General features: G+C 65.2%; 18 protein-coding genes. 8 read left to right on the top strand and 10 right to left on the bottom strand.

What is annotated here, in order from left to right; all coding sequences use genetic code 11:
• Nucleotides 1–47 precede the first annotated feature (47 nt).
• From ABLE85_RS05715 to ABLE85_RS05680, 8 genes are all read right to left on the bottom strand, one after another.
• Nucleotides 48–2,111: an ASKHA domain-containing protein gene (locus tag ABLE85_RS05715; protein WP_348791738.1), complete on the bottom strand. Its 2,064-nt coding sequence runs from the start codon at nt 2,109–2,111 to the stop codon at nt 48–50.
• 282 nt (nt 2,112–2,393) lie between these two features.
• Complete coding sequence (locus tag ABLE85_RS05710; protein ID WP_348791737.1) at nt 2,394–3,365, bottom strand: methyltetrahydrofolate cobalamin methyltransferase; 972 nt, start codon at nt 3,363–3,365, stop codon at nt 2,394–2,396.
• A gap of 71 nt (nt 3,366–3,436) precedes the next feature.
• The gene (locus tag ABLE85_RS05705; RefSeq protein ID WP_348791736.1) at nt 3,437–4,546 is read right to left on the bottom strand and encodes a methylenetetrahydrofolate reductase; all 1,110 of its coding nucleotides are present in this window, start codon (nt 4,544–4,546) and stop codon (nt 3,437–3,439) included.
• On the bottom strand, nt 4,543–5,127 hold the full coding sequence (locus tag ABLE85_RS05700; protein WP_348791735.1) for a methylenetetrahydrofolate reductase C-terminal domain-containing protein: 585 nt from the start codon (nt 5,125–5,127) through the stop codon (nt 4,543–4,545). The genes ABLE85_RS05705 and ABLE85_RS05700 overlap by 4 nt, the downstream gene beginning before the upstream one ends.
• The gene (locus ABLE85_RS05695) at nt 5,120–5,422 is read right to left on the bottom strand and encodes a virulence factor (protein WP_280822198.1); all 303 of its coding nucleotides are present in this window, start codon (nt 5,420–5,422) and stop codon (nt 5,120–5,122) included. The genes ABLE85_RS05700 and ABLE85_RS05695 overlap by 8 nt, the downstream gene beginning before the upstream one ends.
• Before the next feature lie 159 nt (nt 5,423–5,581).
• Nucleotides 5,582–6,361: a formyl transferase gene (locus tag ABLE85_RS05690; RefSeq protein ID WP_348791734.1), complete on the bottom strand. Its 780-nt coding sequence runs from the start codon at nt 6,359–6,361 to the stop codon at nt 5,582–5,584.
• A 110-nt stretch (nt 6,362–6,471) separates the two neighbouring features.
• Entirely contained in the window at nt 6,472–7,032 is a 561-nt protein-coding gene (locus tag ABLE85_RS05685) for a DUF4893 domain-containing protein (RefSeq protein WP_348791733.1), read from the bottom strand.
• A 72-nt stretch (nt 7,033–7,104) separates the two neighbouring features.
• On the bottom strand, nt 7,105–7,740 hold the full coding sequence (locus tag ABLE85_RS05680) for a DUF1638 domain-containing protein (protein ID WP_348791732.1): 636 nt from the start codon (nt 7,738–7,740) through the stop codon (nt 7,105–7,107).
• Between the two features lie 87 nt (nt 7,741–7,827).
• On the opposite strand from ABLE85_RS05680, the gene ABLE85_RS05675 reads away from it, so the two are divergent.
• Nucleotides 7,828–7,968: an EncA/B family entericidin gene (locus tag ABLE85_RS05675; protein ID WP_348777207.1), complete on the top strand. Its 141-nt coding sequence runs from the start codon at nt 7,828–7,830 to the stop codon at nt 7,966–7,968.
• A gap of 81 nt (nt 7,969–8,049) precedes the next feature.
• Here the strand turns inward: ABLE85_RS05675 and ABLE85_RS05670 are convergent, their stop codons facing one another.
• Nucleotides 8,050–8,748, bottom strand: coding sequence for a B12-binding domain-containing protein (locus ABLE85_RS05670; RefSeq protein WP_348791731.1), 699 nt, complete (start codon nt 8,746–8,748; stop codon nt 8,050–8,052).
• Between the two features lie 250 nt (nt 8,749–8,998).
• Between ABLE85_RS05670 and ABLE85_RS05665 the strand changes: the two genes are divergently transcribed.
• The 7 genes from ABLE85_RS05665 (at nt 8,999) to ABLE85_RS05635 (ending at nt 15,183) form a co-directional block, all read left to right on the top strand.
• Nucleotides 8,999–10,582, top strand: coding sequence for a trimethylamine methyltransferase family protein (locus ABLE85_RS05665; protein ID WP_348791730.1), 1,584 nt, complete (start codon nt 8,999–9,001; stop codon nt 10,580–10,582).
• Nucleotides 10,583–10,678: 96 nt separating this feature from the next.
• A complete protein-coding gene (locus ABLE85_RS05660) occupies nt 10,679–11,368 on the top strand; it encodes a 4Fe-4S dicluster domain-containing protein (protein ID WP_348791729.1) in 690 nt (229 codons plus the stop codon).
• 139 nt (nt 11,369–11,507) lie between these two features.
• Nucleotides 11,508–12,185, top strand: coding sequence for a FadR/GntR family transcriptional regulator (locus ABLE85_RS05655; protein WP_348791728.1), 678 nt, complete (start codon nt 11,508–11,510; stop codon nt 12,183–12,185).
• Nucleotides 12,182–13,498: an MFS transporter gene (locus tag ABLE85_RS05650; protein WP_348791727.1), complete on the top strand. Its 1,317-nt coding sequence runs from the start codon at nt 12,182–12,184 to the stop codon at nt 13,496–13,498. The genes ABLE85_RS05655 and ABLE85_RS05650 overlap by 4 nt, the downstream gene beginning before the upstream one ends.
• 111 nt (nt 13,499–13,609) lie before the next feature.
• Nucleotides 13,610–14,341, top strand: a complete 732-nt coding sequence (locus ABLE85_RS05645) for a dienelactone hydrolase family protein (protein WP_348791726.1) — start codon at nt 13,610–13,612, stop codon at nt 14,339–14,341.
• 1 nt (nt 14,342) lies between these two features.
• Nucleotides 14,343–14,777 carry a DUF1810 domain-containing protein gene (locus ABLE85_RS05640; RefSeq protein ID WP_348791725.1) on the top strand — a complete coding sequence of 145 codons (435 nt, stop codon included), beginning with the start codon at nt 14,343–14,345 and terminating at the stop codon, nt 14,775–14,777.
• A 118-nt stretch (nt 14,778–14,895) separates the two neighbouring features.
• Nucleotides 14,896–15,183, top strand: a complete 288-nt coding sequence (locus tag ABLE85_RS05635; protein ID WP_348791724.1) for a hypothetical protein — start codon at nt 14,896–14,898, stop codon at nt 15,181–15,183.
• A 108-nt stretch (nt 15,184–15,291) separates the two neighbouring features.
• On the opposite strand, the gene bmt is transcribed toward ABLE85_RS05635, so the two are convergent.
• Entirely contained in the window at nt 15,292–16,308 is a 1,017-nt protein-coding gene (gene bmt, locus ABLE85_RS05630) for a betaine--homocysteine S-methyltransferase (RefSeq protein WP_348791723.1), read from the bottom strand.
• Nucleotides 16,309–16,383: the final 75 nt, after the last annotated feature.

Here is a 16,383-nt window from a genome sequence, read left to right as displayed (position 1 = left end):
AATTTGTGCGCGGCCGCTCGATCGTCAAGGCCTGCGCGGCCGGGGCATCAGCCCCGGCGTCTTGCGGCACGCTCCTCGCGCGAGCGCCGGCGCGGGGCACCGTCTCCGGCTGCTTCTTCCGACAGCACCTTGCGCGGCGGCAGCTTCACCTGCTCTGCGAGCTTGGGGAAGGGGTCCACCTTGTTGGGCATGGCCATGGCGTCGATGAAGAGCTGCTGGAAATGCGGCTCCAGCGCCGTCTCGATCTTCTCGATGCGGCTGACTTCCTTCTCGATCTCGCGGCGATGGCCGCGATTAAGCAGCGCCATCAGCGCGCCCGTGCCGGCGGCGTTGCCGACCGCCTTCACCTGTTCCAGGTCGCAATCGGGGATGAGGCCCAGCACCATTGCGTATTTCGGGTCGATGAAGGTGCCGAAAGCGCCGGCGAAGCGGATCATGTCGACCGTCTCCACGCCCTGCTTCTCCATAAGCAGCTTGATGCCGGCATAGAGGGCGGCCTTGGCCAGCTGGATGGCGCGCACGTCGTTCTGGGTCACCGTGATGCGCGGTTCTCCGTCGCGCAGCAGGTAAGAGAAGGTGCGGCCGTTCTGGAGGATGCGCGACGAACGTGCGGCAAGCGAGCCGTCGACAACGCCATCTTCCGAGATGATGCCGGAGAGGTACATTTCCGCCACCACCTCGATGATGGCCGAGCCGCAGATGCCGGTGACGCCGGTGGCCTTGGCTGCTTCCTCGAAGCCGTCCTCGTCCGACCACATGTCGACGCCGATGATGCGGAATTTCGGTTCCAACGTCTCGGGGTCGATGCGCACACGCTCGATGGCGCCGGGCGCGGCGCGCTGGCCCGACGAGATTTCCGCGCCCTCGAAAGCTGGTCCCGTGGGCGAAGATGCCGCCACGACGCGGTCCTTGTTGCCCAGGATGATCTCGGCATTGGTGCCAACGTCGACCAGCAGCATCATCTTGTCCTGCCGGTACGGGCCCTCCGAAAGGGCCGCGCCGGCGGCGTCGGCGCCGACATGGCCGGCGATGCAGGGCAGCAGATAGACGCGGCCGCCGCGACTGACCTCAATGTCGATGTCATGCGCCCAGTATTGCGTCGCGCCCGAAACGGCCAGCGCGAACGGCGCCTGGCCGAGCTCGGTCGGGTCGATGCCCAGGAACAGGTGGTGCATGATCGGGTTGGCGACGAAGACCGAATCGAGAATGTCGTGGCGGTTGACGCCGCCTTCCTCGCAGACCTTGCCGATCAACGTGTTGACCGCCTCGCGCACGGCCTTGGTCATGGCCTCGCGCCCATCAGGGTTCATCATCACGTAGGACACACGGCTCATCAGATCCTCACCGAAGCGGATCTGCGGGTTCGACGTGCCCGACGAAGCGACGATGCGGCCCGAAAGCAGCGACACCAAATGCATGGCAATGGTGGTCGAGCCGATGTCGCAGGCGATGCCGTAGGCCTCGTTCTTGAGGTCCGGCCACAGGTCGATGATGTAGGGCTGCGACGAGGGAGTGTCGCGGTGGATCGCGGCGGTCACGCCCCAGTTGCCCTTGCGCAGTATGCCCTGCACCTCAGGGATCAGGTGGGGAGCGATGGCGAGGTCCTTCCAGCCCCAGTCCTTCTCCAGCACCAGCTTCAGCCGGTCGAGATCGCCGAGCGGCTTGTGCATGTCGGGCTGTTCGACCTCGACATAACAGAGCTGGATAGCCGGGTTGCGCTCGATGTGGCGGTCGACGGCGGCCTTGCGCACCACCTGTGCGTTGATGACCGTGTCCTGCGGCACGTCGACGACGAGGTCGCCCTGGATCGTGGCCGAGCAGGAGAGGCGCCGGCCTTCGGGCAGGCCGCGCACGCGCTCGTAGCGCTCTTCCTTCGGGCCCTTGGCCGAGATGTGGTCGTTGGACGAGACGATCTTGTGCTTCGCGAAGTTGCCTTCCTGCACTTCGATCTGGCAGCGGCCGCAGGTGGCGCGCCCGCCGCACACGCTTTCGACATAGACGCCGAGCTGGCGCGCGGCATCGAGCACCGGCGTGCCGACGGGGAAGCGCCCGCGCTTGCCCGACGGCATGAACAGGACCAACGGATCGGTGATGTTGGCGGGAGAGTTCATCTCAGGCACTCCTTGCGGCCGCGCTCAGTCCTGCCAGCTTCCGGCAGGTTGCCGCACTGGCGGCCGTCGTCATCTGTAGCGCAGCAATTGTCTTGCGAAACGGGTCAAGGCCCGCCCATCGGGCAGGCCAGGGTCTATGCGATAAAATGTAAGGTCTTCCGCTGGGATTCCGGAAAATTCGGTCGCCAACGCCCGCGGCTGAAAGCCGTTGTCCTGCCGTCCGGCCAAATGCGCCGGACGGAACTGACTGGACATTATGCGACACGACGTTCTCCGGTCGAATTATCCTCGTGCCATGCGCGCCTCGCGGCCGCCCCGACGGCGTCCGCCATTGTTTGCGGCAGCTTCGCCGGGAGCGTTGACGGCAACAGGGGCAGGCGCTGCGTGCTCGCCCGGCTTATAGTCCTTGTAGGTCTTGATCCAGGTGGTGCAGTTCTCGTCGGTGCCGTTCAGCACGTTGGCGCCGCGCACCGCTTCCATCTCCTGCGGGCGGCAGGGGTTCATGATCGCGCTGGTCATGCCCGCGCCGATCACCATCGGGATGAAGGCGGAGTTGATGCCGTGACGGTGCGGCAGGCCGAACGAGATGTTCGAGAGGCCGCAGGTGGTGTTGACCTTCAGCTCCTCGCGCAGGCGACGCAGCAGCGCGAACACCTGGCGGCCGGCATCGCCCAGCGCGCCGATCGGCATCACCAGCGGGTCGACGACCACGTCCTCGGGCTTGATGCCGTGATCCATGGCGCGCTCGACGATCTTCTTGGCGACCGCGAAGCGAACGTCGGGGTCCATGGAGATGCCGGTCTCGTCATTGGAGATGGCAACCACCGGCACGTCATACTTCTTGACCAGCGGCAGGATGGCCTCGAGCTTCTCTTCCTCGCCGGTCACGGAGTTGACCAGCGGGCGGCCCTTGGCGACCTTCAGGCCGGCCTCGATTGCCGCCGTGACCGAGGAGTCGATCGACAGCGGCAGGTCAACCAGGCCCTGCACGATCTCAAGCGTCTGCACCAGCAGGCCTGGCTCCGTCGCGTTCGGATCCACGGCGGTCACGCCGGCATTGACGTCGAGCATCGTGGCGCCGGCGGCAGCCTGTTCGAGTGCGTCCCTGATGACCGTCTCGAAATTGCCAGCAACCATCTCGGCGGCCAGCTTCTTGCGGCCGGTCGGGTTGATGCGCTCGCCGATCACGCAGAAAGGCTGGTCGAAGCCGATGATGATTTCCTTGGTCGCCGAGGCGACGATGGTACGGGTCATGAAGTTCTCCGTTGGGATATAAAGATTTCTTTATATCGTTGGCTGTTCTGTTTCAATTACGGCAGGCGCGCTCAGTGGGCGGCCTTTTCCACCAGCTGCATCGGCTGCTGTGTCGCGTCGTCGTGCAGGATGTGGTCGAGCCGGTCGGCAACCATCTGGTCGTCCGCGCGGACCTCGCGCTTCCAGGGGTTGCGGCCCTTGAGCACGCCCGATTCATGCACCATCTCGGCGACGTATTCTTCCTGGCGATAGGCCATCACGTGGATGCCGGAGACGCCGGCGATCTCCTTCACCTCGTTGATGATGTCGATGCAGATCTGCTTGCCTTCCTTCTTCTGGTCCTGCGCGCCCTCCAGCCGCTTGATGACCGAATCCGGAATGTGGACGCCCGGCACGTTGGAGCGGATCCACTTGGCCGTCTTGGCAGAGGCGAGGGGACCCACGCCGCACAGGATGAAAACCTTCTCGGTCAGGCCGAGGTCGCGCGCGCGTTCCATGAAGGTGCGGAACATCGGCACGTCGAAGCAGTACTGCGTCTGCACGAACTGCGCACCGGCGGCGATCTTCTTGGCGAGATGCACCGGGCGGAAATCGTAGGGCGGCGCAAATGGGTTCACGGCGGCGCCGAGAAAAACCTGCGGCGGCGTGGTCAGCTTGCGGCCCGACAGGAATTTTCCGTTGTCGCGCATGATGCGGACGGTTTCGAGAAGCGACGAGGAGTCGAGGTCGAACACCGGCTTTGCGCCAGGCTGGTCGCCGGCCTGCACGCCGTCACCGGTCAGGCAAAGGATGTTGGCCACGCCCATGGCGGCCGCGCCCAGCACGTCGCCCTGGATGGCGATGCGGTTCTTGTCGCGGCAGGCGATCTGCATGATCGGCGCATAGCCCATGCGCGTCAGCAGCGCGCAGATGCCGACCGAGGACATGTGGCAGTTGGCGCCCGAGGCGTCGACCGCGTTGATGCCGTCCACCCACCCGTCGAAGATCGCGGCGCGTTCGTAGACGTCCTGCGGGTTGGCGCTGTCGGGCGGGTTGAGCTCGGTGGTGACGGCGAACTCGCCGCGCCGCAGCACGCGCTCGAGGCGTCCGCGCGAGGAGTGGCCGGGCAGCGGGTCCAGCGGCAGGTCGATGCCGGCCGGGTTTTCGTCTGGGTGGGGAGGACGCGGCGTGGCCATGTTCATGCGGGTTCCTTGTTGGCGGCCTCGCGCGCGGCGGCGGCCTGCGCGGTCACGCGCAGCCAGGCCGAGGTTTCGCGCAGCGACTGGTCGACCGGCTTCTGGACGTTGAGGATGGCATCGCCCTTGGCCATGTTGCGCGAGCCTTCCCAGGCCTTCACCCACACGCAGGGCATGTCGGGCTCGACCTCGCAATTGCCGTTGGCGCGCACCCCGCCGCAAGGGCCGTTGCGCAGCTGCTTGGGGCAGTTCATCGGGCAGGACATGCCGGTGGAGGACAGCACGCACTGGCCGCACATGCGGCAGTCGAACATGAAACCCTTCACGCGCTTTTCGACGAACTTCACCGGCGCCTCGACGCGGGAGTAGCCGATGCCCTTCCAGAGCGGATGCAGCAGAAGGAAAACATCCGCGAAGCGGGCATAAAACCATTCGAGCAGGCGCGAATGGCGGATCGACCACAAGCGGACACTGTATTTGCGCTGCAGGCGTCGTTGCGGCGACACGTCGGCCGGCTTGTAGTCGCTTTTCGGCGCAGCCTGCTTGACCAGGGTAGCCTGGGTGACGATCGGTTTTGTCTCAGACATTTTCTTTTCCGCCCGCCTTGACCAAGGCGACCAGCCGCTCGCGGGTGAATTCGCTGTCGAGCGCGGCCGCGGCCTTGTCGGCCTCGGCTTCGAGGTCATCGCTCACCGGCACCGGGTCGGCCTTGCGCCACTCGGCCAGATAGGCGTCGGTGTCGCCGGCACCCGTGCGCATGGCGCACATGTCGATCGCCTCGGTGAAGCGCAACGGCAGTTCGCGCTTTGCGTTCTGCCGGCCCTTCTTGACGATGACCTGGGCAGGGATGTCGCGCCAGTAAACGATGATCAGATCGGCCATTTCGGTCTCACTTTGTTGCTGACCGAGCATTGCCGCAACCGCCGCCACGTCGCTTGTTATGGGACGACGCGCGTGCCTTCAAAAGCGACGTGGCGGGGTGTCGCAAACAGGAATGGCGCTGGAGGCTTCAGGCGGATGCTAGCGCCTGACGCAAAAGACCTACCACACCCCGCGGCGGATGCCGTTCCACAGATAGGTCCAGATCGGCGGGTGATACCACTGCTTCGAGGGCAGGCCGGTCTCGACCGGCACGAGACGGCCCGCCTGCGCGTCCTCGATGGCGCGCACGCACATCCCGCGCGACATCGCGGCCAGCCGCAGGGCGTAGGAGGTGATGTTGTCGCCGTGGCCGGGCTTGCCGTGCAGTTGGTAGAGCACGGCGCCGGTGTCGACGCCTTCGTCCACCAGATGCACGGTGGAGCCGAAATTTTCTGTGTCGCCGGTGGCAAGCGCCCAGTAGGCGCCGTTCATGCCGCGGTATTTCGGGTTGATGGCGGCGTGGTAGTTCAGCACCGGGCAGTCGGTCGCGGCGAGCGTGTCGCGTGAGAGCATGCGGCAGCCGGCCAGGAAGACGACGCCGGGCCGGATTTCCCGGATCGCTGCCAGGCATTCGGGCGAATTGGCGGAAGGCACATGAACGATTCGCTGGCCGGGTTGCGGCTCGGTGACGAGGCCGTTTTCGGCAACGATGCGCTGTGTGCGCGGCGCCAGGAAGCGCTTGCCGAGCCTTGTCAGCACCATAGTCGCCAGTTGCCCACCGACCGATATCCAGCCTTGCCGCCGAGCCCGGCGCTTGAGGATGGCCGCCTTCGATTCCGGCGCTTCGAGAATGACGGTGACGGGGCCGAGCGCTATGGTGATGGCGTTGATGATGGCCCAGATATGAGGACCACCTTCGGTCACCACGACGATGGGCTTCTTGTCCGGCTGGGGAATCATGGGAACTCGATGGGTGCTGGCTGGCGGACGGCTGCTCACGCAGGCGACCACAGCCAACAACATGGCATGCGAATTTTACCGTCGGCTTAATGAGGCCGCCGGATCGCGGCTCAGCGTTTGAATTCGAGAATGTCGAAAGCGGACTCATAGCGCCGTGCGGGAAGCTCGATCCGCCATTCGTCCGTTCCTGTGCGGAAGGTGTAGCCCACCTCGTCCCTGCCAGGTCCGAGCGGATAGCGTTGCGGCTTCTCGCTGGCGAAATGTCGCGTGCCCAGATAGGTCAGGCGCGTGTCGCTGTCGGTGAAGAAGCGACCGCTTGTGCGCTGCGAACCGGTCAGCATTTCCAGTCGCCAGCCGGAACCGTCATCGGTGACGCGGCATTTGCCCCAGTCGGCGATAACAAGCGGGCTGGTGCCGTCAGTCTTGATCACGCGGCATTGCCAGTTGCCGGTCATGTCGAAGCCGCTGAAGAAGATGGGCTTCCTCGCAAGGACAGCGTCCAGCGTTGCCACGTCGCTGGCTGAGTTGCTCAGGTGTGCCTGCTCGAGCGCGGTCTTGCGGATGGCGTCGAACTGTTTCAGGCGGGCGCGCTCGGCCGGTTTGATCAAGCGTTCGATTTCGCCCGTCGCCAGTGCCTGCCAAGAGGGCAAGCAGCACATCAGGACCAGCATGGCTTTGCGTAGTTTCATTGGCGACTCCTCTCCTCACGCTGACCGGAGCCGGCAATTTTGGCGCTTTCGCGATCAGGTGCCGGCGGCGCCCGCCGCCTCGGCCAGCGACGAGGTCAGGTCACCATAGCCGGTGAATCGGCGTTCGTAGGCAAGGCCTAGCAGCCTGGCGGCATCCTCCGCCACCTTGTCCAGTTCGGGGTCGTTCGTCTGGGCCAGATAGACGACCTTCTGGTAGTGGCCGAAATAGTCGCGGATCAGCTCCGGATGCTTGTCGAGGCCAAGCGGCTTGATGAAGAAGGCGTCGAACTGCCGGCACAGGAAATCGGTCATATAGAACGAGAGCATGTCGCCGTCGCCGATCGCCTCGAAGGCTTGCATGCCCTGATAGAAAGCGAAGCAGTGTGGCCCGGCCATGCGCTCAACGCCGTGTTTTTCGCAGACGCTGTCGAGCATGCCGCCGGTGCCGCAATCGGCATAGCCGACGAAGATGCGGTCGTATCCCTCGGCCTTGGCCTTGAGGATGGCCTTGTCCAGCGCCGGCGGAATCCGATCGGGATAGTAGTGGAACTCGGCCGGCAGGCATGTGAGGTCGAGATGGTCGAGTGCAAGCTGCTCCTTCACCGCCAGAACTTCGCGCGCGATCATGCCACAGCCGATGACCAAAAGCCGGTCGGGTCTGTCTCGGGCTATGTTCGGTACGTTTTCCATCGGAGGTGTGGGTTTTTTGCCCTTGCGCGTATATCCCGTCTATCTAATACCAGCGCGGCCTATTTGCATCCAACAGGGAGACACCCCATGAAACTGTCGCGCTTCGCGTCGCTTGCCGCCATCCTGGCTTGCGCACTGGCGATTTCCGCCTGTGCCAATACGGTTCGCGGTGTCGGCAAGGACGTCAAGTCGACCGCGAAGGCCGTCAAAGAGGCCGTCGTCAATTAGGGGCAGGTTTAGGGGCGGGGGCCCCAATCCGGCTTGTTGCCGGAAAGAAAAAGGCCGCGCCGAAGCGCGGCCTTTTCCGTATCAGGCGGAGGCGCGGGCGTTGTGCCTGCGCTTCATGTATTCCTTGGCCGTCTCGACGGCCACCGCCGCGTCGCGGCAGTAGGCGTCGGCGCCAACGGCCTTGCCGAACTCTTCGTTGAGCGGCGCGCCGCCGACCAGCACGACGTAGTCGTCGCGGATGCCCTTTTCCTTCATGGTGTCGATGACGACCTTCATGTAGGGCATGGTCGTGGTCAGCAGGGCCGACATGCCGACGATGTCGGGCTGATGCTCTTCGATCGCAGCGAGGTAATTCTCGACCGGGTTGTTGATGCCGAGGTCGACGACGTCGAAGCCCGCGCCTTCCATCATCATGCCGACGAGGTTCTTGCCGATGTCGTGGATGTCGCCCTTCACGGTGCCGATCACCAGCTTGCCCTGCTTGGGCGCGCCGGTGGCGGCCAGCAGCGGGCGCAGGATGGCCATGCCGGCCTTCATCGCGTTGGCCGAGAGCAGAACCTCCGGCACGAACAGGATGCCGTCGCGGAAATCCTCGCCCACGATGCGCATGCCCTCCACCAGCGCCTCGGTCAGCACCTTATAGGGAATCCATCCGCGCTCGAGCAGGATGTTGGTGCCTTCCTCGATTTCCTCCTTGAGGCCATCGTAAAGATCGTCGTGCATCTGCTGCACGAGTTCGTCGTCGGAAAGCTCGGAAAGGATGATCTCGTCGTCGGACATTTTTCAGGCTCCTCGTGGCCGCGGGCCAAACCCGGCGCGGCGCAAAATTTCGTCCCAATAACTAGCTTGCAAAGGCCATTGCGCCATAGCTGATTTGCGACTTCCTGCAAAAGGAAAGCGACCGCCGTTTTGCGTCGTTCTTGTCGATTTTGAGACAGCTCTTGGCGCTCGCGGGCCGTTTCGCTAATGACGCATGACTACGATCCGGACAAGGGCGCGATCTGAGGCGCCCCATGTGTGATTTCTAAGGATGACTTCGATGGATGAGAACCTCTCGGCAGAGCAGGAAGGCTCCGGCACGCGGCGCGGCCGTGGTGCAGGCGGCGGCGCTGCGGCGCGCCGCGCGGCCCGTGCGGGCGGCGGACCCGGCGTGCAGCAGACCTATATCAACCGCAAGATCAAGGTTTACGAAGTCCTCGACGAAGAAGGCCTGTCGCTGATTGAACAGAACGCCGAGACCGTTCTGGAGGAAGTCGGCATCGAGTTCCGCGACGACGCCGAGGCCTTGGCGCTGTGGAAGGAAGCCGGCGCCGACGTGAAGGGCGAGCGCGTGCATTTCCCCAAGGGGCTCTGCCGCTCGCTGCTCAAGACCGCGCCCTCGACCTACACCCAGCATGCGCGCAATGCCGCCCGTTCGGTGCAGATCGGCGGCAACGCCACGGTGTTCGCGCCGGTCTACGGCCCGCCCTTCGTGCGCGACCTCGACGGCAACCGCCGCTACGCGACGATCGAGGATTTCCAGAATTTCGTGAAGCTCGCCTATATGGCGCCGTCGATCCATCATTCGGGCGGCACGGTGTGCGAGCCGGTGGACGTGCCGGTCAACAAGCGCCATCTCGACATGATCTATGCGCATATGCGCTATTCCGACAAGCCGTTCATGGGCTCGGTCACCGCGCCCGAACGCGCGGAAGACACGATCGCGATGTGCAAGGTCCTCTTCGGCGAAAAATTCGTCGACGAGAACACGGTGCTGACCAGCCTCATCAACGCCAACTCGCCCATGGTCTTCGACGAGACCATGCTTGGCGCGCTGAAGGTCTACGCCCGCAACAACCAGGCCTGCATCGTCACGCCGTTCATCCTCGCCGGCGCCATGAGCCCGGTGACGGTGGCCGGCACGCTGACCCAGGTTTTGGCCGAAGTGCTGGCCGGCGCTTCCTTCACCCAGCTCATCCGCCCCGGTGCGCCGGTGATCTTCGGCACCTTCGCTTCCTCGATCTCCATGCAGTCGGGCGCGCCGACCTTCGGTACCCCGGAGCCGTCGCTGGTGTCCTACGGTGCCGCACAGTTCGCCCGCCGTCTCGGCCTGCCGTTCCGCACGGGCGGCTCGCTCTGCGGTTCCAAGGTCCCGGACGCACAGGCGGCCTATGAAAGCGCCAACACGCTGAACTCGACGGTTCTGGCCGGCACCAACTTCGTGCTCCACGCCGCCGGCTGGCTCGAGGGCGGTCTCGCCTCCTGCTACGAGAAGTTCATGATGGACATCGACCAGCTCGGCATGCAGCAGAAGTTCGCCGAGGGCGTCGACCTTTCGGAGAACGGCCAGGCGATGGACGCCATCCGCCAAGTGGGTCCGGGCAGCCACTTCCTGGGCTGCGACCACACCCAGGCCAACTTCCAGAGCGCGTTCTACCGCTCGACCATTGCCGACAACAATTCCTACGAGCAGTGGCTGGCCGAAGGGCAGAAGACCGCGCCGCAGCGCGCCAACGAGCTCGCTCGCCGCTGGCTGGAAAGCTACGAGGCACCGCATCTCGACGAAGGCATCGACGAGGCGCTGAAGGACTTCATCGCCAAGAAGAAGGAATCGATGCCCGACGCCTTCACTTGAAGAGAGCCCGATTCTGGCCGGGCTAAAGTGGCCAGCATCATCCACAAGGAAGTCTGGCGGACGGCGTTTTCCGATCCGGTCCGGAAGGGGTGACGATTGTCGCTCCGCTTCCTTGAAGGGATTTCCGCCGTGCTGGCTGAGCATGGTCTCATCCCGCGCGGCGGTTTCGTTTTTGGCGATGGCGAGGACATGCCGCCCGGATCATCGGGCGCGCCGGCGAAATCGGTGCTGCTGGTAGGGCAGGCTGGGGCTGCGCCCTGGCCGCATTTTTTGCGCTGGCGGGAGCGCCAGCCTGTGGACCTTGAGAACCCGCTGGACACGTGGTCGCGCGAGGTGATCGGGCAGGTGGCGCAAGAATTCGGCGCGCGCGCCGTGTCGCCATCGGACAAGCCGTATCTGCCGTTCCAGCAATGGGCCATGCGTGCCGAGGGTCTAAAACCGTCGCCGCTGGGCATCCTCATGCACCCCGAATACGGCCTCTGGCACGCCTATCGCGGCGCGCTTCTGTTCGAGGTTGAGATTCCGATTCAAGAACCTCGCAATTCGAGTCACCTTTGCGATGCATGTGTCGGAAAACCTTGCCTGAAATCCTGTCCGGTGGATGCCTATTCGGCATCTGGATTCGCCTACGAGGACTGCCTGGCGCATGTGCACGGAACCGATGGCTCGGCCTGCCGAGGCGTTGGTTGCCTTGACCGCAACGCCTGTCCGCATGGCGCGCACTACCGCTATCCGGCCGAAGTGCAGGCGTTCCATATGGCAAGTTTTGCGCGGCGTGGAAGTTGATCGATCGGCTGCAGCTTGCCACCGACGAGTTCCGATCTCGCTTCGCACAATCTTGATCGCTTGCATCGGTCGAGCGGTTGACGAATAGCGACTGACGGAGCTATTGGAAAAGTCATCAGATGATTTGACGAATGCTCCTATGCAGCCCGCAACCCGAACCAATCTTGCTGACAGCGCCGCCGAAAGCCTGCGCCGCGAAATCACGAGCGGGCACTGGGCGGTAGGGCAGCGCATCCCCAATGAGGCGACTCTCAGCGAGATGCTGTCGATCAGCCGCGGCACGGTGCGCGAGGCGGTGCGCGCGCTGGTTTCCCAGGGCTTGCTTGAAACCCGGCAAGGCTCCGGCACCTATGTGCTCTCGGCGATCGATCCCAGCGCAGCCCTGGACCGCGTCAAGCGCGCGGGCCTGCGCGACCAGTGGGAGGCACGCACCGCCCTCGACGCCGAGGCCGCGCGCCTAGCCGCCATTCGCCACACGCCGGCCGACCTCGAAAAGCTGCGCAGGCTGCTTGCCGCGCGCGGCACGGCGGCCGATCCCGACCGCGAGGCCTTCATCCGCCGCGACATCGCGTTCCACAGGGCGATTGTCGAGGCTTCCGGCAACCGCGCGTTGATGGAACTCTACGACTTCTTCACCGGGGCAATCGCCGAGACGATTGATTCCACCCTTGCAGGCCAATTGCCCGAGCCGGATGCAGCCGCCCACACAGCCATTGTAGATGGCATCGCTTCCGGCGATCCGGACCGGGCCGCTGCTACCGTCCGCGCCTTCATGGCGCCCGTACTCCACGAACTCGATCGGCTTCTTTCGCAATGAACCAGAATATTTCCAGCCGGGACGACCAGCAGGCCCGGCACGCCGCCATGAACGCGCTCGACGACCAGCTGCTCATCGACGCGGAGGCCGACAGCCTCCCCCAGCCGCAGCCGCCGGTGCTTGGCGGTCCCGGCGCGCGAATCCTGCTCGGCGCGAGCCTGGTGCTGATCGCCTTCAACCTTCGCCCGCTTTTCTCCAGCCTGTCGGTGCTACTTCCAGAGGTGATGCGCGAGACCGGGCTCTCGACCACCGGCGCCAGCCTGCTGACGACACTTCCGGTGGTCTGCCTCGGCCTGTTCGCGCCGCTGGCGCCGAAGCTGGCGCAGCGCTTTGGCGCCGAACGCACGTTGCTCGGCGCGCTGCTGCTGCTCGCGCTGGGCACGGCCCTTCGAGGTGTGGAATCCGTGCCGCTGCTGTTTCTTGCGACCTTCTCCGCAGGTGCAGCCATTGCCGTCGGCAATGTGCTGCTGCCGGGCCTGGTGAAGCGCGACTTTGCCGACCGGGCCGCGATCATGACCGGGCTCTACACCATGGCGCTGTGCGCCGGCGCGGCCAGCGGCGCAGGGCTGACCCTGCCCATCGAGCATTCCCTGACCGGCTCCTGGTCGGGCGCGCTTGCCGCCTGGTCGCTGCCGGCAGTGATCGTGCTGCTGGTCTGGACGCCGCAGGCGCTCGGCCGCAAGGCGCACGCCAGCCATGCCGGCTTCCGCGTGGTGGGCCTCTGGCGCGATCGGCTGGCCTGGCAGGTCACGCTGTTCATGGGACTGCAGTCGGCGCTTGCCTACTGCGTCTTCGGCTGGCTGGCGCCGATCCTGCGCGAGCGCGGCTTCGATGCGGCGGAGGCCGGCGCCATCGTGTCCATCTCCGTCATGGTTCAGGTCATCACCTGCCTGGCCGTGCCGTCTCTCGCCGTCCGCTGCAAGGACCAGCGCGGTATCAACGTGGCGCTGCTCGTCGCGGCAGTGATTGCGCTGCTGGGGCTCCTGTTCGCACCGACCTCGACCGTGCTGGTCTGGGCGGTGCTCCAGGGCATCGGGCAGGGCGGCCTGATCGCAGTGGCCATGACGGTCATCGTGCTGCGTTCGCCCGACCCGCATGTCGCGGCGCATCTGTCGGGCATGGCGCAGGGCGTCGGCTATGTGTTGGCGGCGATCGGCCCGCTGCTGGTCGGCCTCATCCGCAGCTGGACCGGCAGCTTCGACGCGGCCGCGCTGCTCTTCATCGCTCTTGGCGTCGGCGCGGCGATCATGGGGATCGGCGCCGGCCGGGCGCTTCATGTCGGCGCGCGGACGGTGAGCGTTGAGGACAGGTGATCCGGCGTTCCCCGCGACTTGCCGATATGTTGAACGGATGAGCCCGCCGAAGCCTTGTCGTCGCTGCGCGCACGGGTATCTATCGCGTCAGGGATAGGCGAGGGAGCGGCGATGTCGAAGAGAGACATTGAAATCAGGACCGCGGACGGCACGGCGAAGGCCGGCCTGTTCGGCAAGGGCGCGACAGCCGGCGTGATCCTCTACATGGACGCATTCGGGCCACGTCCCGCGCTGGACGAAATGGCCGAGCGGCTTGCGGCCGAGGGCTATGCCGTGCTGGTGCCCGATCTTTTCTACCGGGATGCGCCCTACGGGCCGTTCGACGCGAAGACGGCCTTCACTGTCGATGAGAGCAAGATGGCGCTGATGGCGATGGTCGGCGGTACCACGCAGGAGATGACCATTCGCGACTCCGGGGCTTTCCTGGACGCGCTTGCGGCCGAAGGCGTCACCGGCCCGATCGGCACGGTCGGCTATTGCATGGGCGGGGCGCGCGCGCTCAATGCAGCAGCAAGCTACCCCAATCGCATCAAGGCGGCGGCCTCGTTCCATGGCGGGAACCTGGCAAGCGACGCGCCGGACAGCCCGTATCATCATGTGGCCGCGATCAAGACGCGGGTCTATGTCGGCACGGCCGGCGTCGATCGCAGCTTTCCGCCGCAACAGTCGGCACGCCTTGCCGAAGCCCTGCGCTCCGCCGAGGTGGATCACATCATCGAGAACTATGTCGGCATGGCGCATGGCTGGTGCATGCCCGATCACGGCGCCTTCGACGTGGCAGGTGCCGAGCGCCACTGGAAGCGGCTGACAGTGTTCTTCGCCGAGACGCTGAAGCAGGGCTGAGATGGCCGAAGCGGCGGATCCTTTCGATCTTGCCCGCTTCGTCCGGGCTCAGGACCGCGTCATATCGTCGGTGCGCGCCGAGCTGAAGAACGGCCGCAAGGCCAGCCACTGGATGTGGTTCGTCTTTCCCCAGATCGCCGGGCTCGGCATGAGCTCCATGTCGCAGAGATATGGCATCGCATCGCTCGACGAGGCGCGAGCCTACTTGGCGCATCCGGTGCTTGGGGCCCGCCTCAGGGAATGCGTGGAGATATTGCTCGCGCTGCCGCCGCGTTCCGCGCATGACATTTTCGGCAGTCCTGACGACCACAAGCTCCGGTCCTCGCTCACGCTTTTCGAGCAGGCAGCACCCGGGGAGGCGCTGTTTGCCCGCGCGCTCGAACGCTATTACGGCGGCGGCCGGGATAAGGCCACTCTCAAGCTGTTGAGCGCGTGAGCCATTCCGGCAAACCGCGCCCTTCGTAAGATTTGAATCGAATGCGAACGCCCGCGGAAATGCTTCGGCAAGGTGATCCTGCTATCGGGCTGCTCGTGAGGATGTTTTGGGGGGCGGGATGCAAATCGGCGGCGTTTCGGGTTCTGGGCTTGGCCGCGCATCTGCGACCGAAACCCTGCAGAATAGCCCAACGCGCGATCAGCCTGCGGTCGAACGTATCCGGCAGGATGTCGCCGCCGCACGCGACGTCGCCCGCTCAGCCCTCGCCAACGAGCGCTTTGGCCGCATGCTGGAGCAGATATTCAGCCCGGCTCTGTCGGACGCGCTGATGATGATGAAGGACGACACCGGCCGTACGGACCTGCGCTCTGCGCAGCAGCACTACGGCGAAGCCGGCTCGGACTGAGCTACGCGAAGGCTCGCTGACGCCCGAGCAGGCCTCAAAGGCCCCGACGCGCATCCGTGCGACAGGGCCTGCTCTTTGGGGGAGCAATGCTTGCCGGGTGGCGATAGGTCAGCCGCGGCTGCGCCGGCGCCGGCCGCCTTCGCTCTCGCCTCCCGCGCCGCTCTCGTTCGCGGTCTTGTTGCGCAGCGGTCCGATGCGGTCAACGATCGTCTCGAGCGTCGGGCGGGTGGCCTTGTGGTGCGCGTCCAGCGCTTCGCGCATGGCGGCGAGATGGGCGAATGAGGTGCCGCAGCAACCGCCTATGATCTTGGCGCCGCTGTCGACGGCCAGCCGCACATAGTCGGACATCAGCTCGGGCGTGCCGGAATAGTGGATTTCGGTGCCGCGGAATTCGGGGATGCCGCAATTGCCCTTCACGATCACCGTCGCTTCCGGCTTGGCGGCGGTCATGTCGAGCAGCGAGGCGAGGATGTCGGAGGCGCCCACGCCGCAATTGGCGCCGACCGCGACGGGATTTTCGCTCAAGCCGCCGGAAACGCCGTGAATGTCCTTCGGCGCCAGGCCCATCATCGAGCGGCCGGCGGTGTCAAAGGAGACGGTGTAGGTGTAGGGCAGGCCGACGTCGATGGCGGCCTGGGCGGCCGCGCGCGCCTCGTCGGGAGCGGACATGGTCTCGATCCAGGCGATCTCGGCCCCGCCTTCCTTCAGGCCCCTGATCTGCTCGGCAAAGGCCTCGACGGCTTCCTCATAGGTGAGGGCGCCGAGCGGCACCAGAAGTTCGCCGGTCGGCCCCACCGAACCGGCCACGATGACCTTGCGGCCTACCTTGTCGGCAACGGCACGCGCGATCTCGGCGGCGCGCCTGTTGAGCTCGTAGACGCGATCCTGCGCATGGTGCAGCTTCAGGCGGTGGCGCGTGCCGCCGAAGGAATTGGTCAGGATGATGTCGGCGCCGGCATCGACGAATTTCTGATGCAGCGTCGCGATCTTCTCGGGCGCGGTCTCGTTCCAAAGCTCCGGCGCTTCGCCGGCCTCCAGCCCCATGCCGAACAGATTGGTGCCGGTGGCGCCGTCGGCCAGAAGCACGCCCTTTTCCGCCAAGAGCGCGTCGATGGGATTGGTCATGGAAAGATACCTTCCGATAGCGAGATTGGAGATAAGGATATAAAGAAGTCCTTATATCCAGTCAATCACCCGGCG

Origin of the sequence: Mesorhizobium sp. KR1-2, assembly GCF_040045035.1 — a bacterium.
Classification (GTDB): Bacteria; Pseudomonadota; Alphaproteobacteria; order Rhizobiales; family Rhizobiaceae; genus Pseudaminobacter.
Note: the sequence above shows the minus strand (reverse complement) of the source record. Positions and strands in the feature narration are given on the sequence as shown.